The organism is Sulfurimonas sp. (genome assembly GCF_026991475.1).
In the GTDB taxonomy this organism is placed as follows: domain Bacteria; phylum Campylobacterota; class Campylobacteria; order Campylobacterales; family Sulfurimonadaceae; genus Sulfurimonas.
This window is the reverse complement of sequence record NZ_JALXBK010000046.1, coordinates 1-1,983: the sequence shown is the minus strand read 5'-3', so window position 1 is coordinate 1,983 and position 1,983 is coordinate 1. Positions and strand designations below refer to the sequence as shown.

The window sequence follows — 1,983 nt, the reverse complement described above, 5'->3', positions numbered from 1 at the left end:
CCATATGAAGTGGAAAAATTTGATTTAAGTGATGAATGGAAAGGTATTGATGAAGATATTAATATTGAAGAGTCAATTGCTTTTTGTGTTTTACAAGATATGGCAGAAAATATTTTTTTGACAATATCTTTACGCTCAAATTTTGCAGATTTAGCGATTATTGCTGTAGCACTTAATCGTGAGAGTGCAAATAAACTCTCAATGGCAGGCGCAAATAAAGTGATACCGCTTGTTGAGACAACGGCTGATATTATTACAAATATGCTTGAAAAACCAATTTCTAGTAAGATTTTAAATAATATTATTTATGAAGAGAGTGATCTTAAAATTGCACAAATTAAAATTGATACAGAGAGTAAACTTGAAAATCATAAGTTAGCAAGTATTGATTGGACACAGTATCATGGTATTATTATTTTATCATTGATTCATGAAGATATGAAAAGTGAATTTTTTTATTCTAAAAAGATGAAAGAGTATATAATTCAAAGTGGCGATATTTTGGTCGTAGTTGGATATGAAAATGATATTACTGCGTTTGAAAAAATAATAGGGAGTAAGAGATATGTTAATTGGAGTCATTGGCGCGGGTAAATGGGGCAGTGCATTAGCATACGCTTTGAGTGAAAAAAATAGTGTTTGTATAACTTCAAGAACACCACGTGATATAGAAAATTTTGTTTCTCTCGAGAGTGCGCTTGCTTGTGAGTATCTTGTTATTACAGTGCCGGCACAGCAGGTGGCAGGCTGGTTAGAGAACTCTTTTGTTTTTAATGGACAGAAAATTTTAGTTGCTTCAAAAGGTATAGAAGCTTCAAGTGGGAAATTTTTGAATGAAATATATGCAAAATATGTTCCCTCTGAGAATATTGCTTTTTTATCTGGACCATCCTTTGCAACAGAAGTGATGCAGTCTCTTCCTACAGCACTTGTAATTAATGCAACAGATGAAAAGTTAGCTAAAGATTTTAGTGCTCTTTTTCCCTCATTTATAAAAACATATACTTCAACTGATGTGATAGGGGCTGAAATTTCTGGTGCATATAAAAATGTTATAGCGATTGCAGCGGGCATTTGTACAGGACTCGAACTTGGCAACAATGCTGCGGCAGCACTCATTTCTCGTGGACTAGTAGAGATGCAGCGTTTTGGTCTAGCTTATGGTGCTAAAGAGGATAGTTTTATAGGTTTAAGTGGTGCAGGCGATCTCTTTTTAACGGCCTCTTCAACAATGAGTAGGAATTTTAGAGTAGGTTTGGGACTTGCAAAATTACAAACGCAGCAAGAGATTATTGATACTCTTGGTGAAGTTGCAGAGGGTATTGGAACAACTTATGCCCTGCATGAAATTGCACAAAAAAATCATCTTTATCTTCCTATTGCAAAAGAAGTTTATTTGACACTTGAGGGCAAAGATCCGCATGAAAGTCTTAGGGATTTGCTAACACATTGAAAAAAGTCTAATATAGGAGGTAAAAAGATGCTTTTAGAGAAAAACCAACTTCTAAAGATAGCTTTTTCGATAATAGTAGGTGTGATTATATACGCACTGGGACGCACTGCGTTTAGCAATACCCAAAGTGAGCTTTTAGGCATTATCGCGCTGCTTGTAATCTTGTGGACAAATGAAGCACTTCCTCTAGGTGTTGTCTCTTTACTGCCTATTGTTCTCTTTCCTGCTTTTGGCATAATCTCTACAAAAGCTACTACTATAAACTATGCAAATCCTATAATTTATCTCTTTTTAGGTGGTTTTTTACTTGCTATTGCGGTTGAAAAAAGTAAATTGCATATGCATATTGCCGACAAACTGCTCTCTCTGTTTCCATCGACACCTAGAGGAATGATATTTTCACTCTCTATTACGACGGGACTTTTAAGCTCTATTCTCTCAAACACAACAACAACTTTGCTTCTTATGCCCATTGCCCTTTTTTTAACTAAAAACAAAAAGTTACAGATGCGTTTTGCTTTGGCAATTGC

At 35.1% G+C, this 1,983-nt stretch carries 3 protein-coding genes; all 3 read left to right on the top strand.

Translation table 11 applies throughout. The features are described from left to right. Positions 1–594, top strand: a 594-nt coding sequence (locus tag MV589_RS03345) for a TrkA C-terminal domain-containing protein (RefSeq protein WP_297432031.1), incomplete at its 5' end; no start/stop codon positions are given. Continuing rightward, positions 566–1,453 (top strand): NAD(P)H-dependent glycerol-3-phosphate dehydrogenase, encoded by an 888-nt coding sequence (locus tag MV589_RS03340; RefSeq protein ID WP_297432029.1) that lies wholly within the window; start codon positions 566–568, stop codon positions 1,451–1,453. The genes MV589_RS03345 and MV589_RS03340, both read left to right, overlap by 29 nt. 27 nt (positions 1,454–1,480) lie before the next feature. Further along, a partial coding sequence (locus MV589_RS03335) for an SLC13 family permease (protein ID WP_297432027.1) occupies positions 1,481–1,983 on the top strand: 503 nt, incomplete at its 3' end.

Coding starts and splice junctions, on each gene's coding strand:
- MV589_RS03340 (WP_297432029.1), top strand. CDS start 566: ATGTTAATTGGAGTCATTGGCGCGGGTAAATGGGGCAGTGCATTAGCA.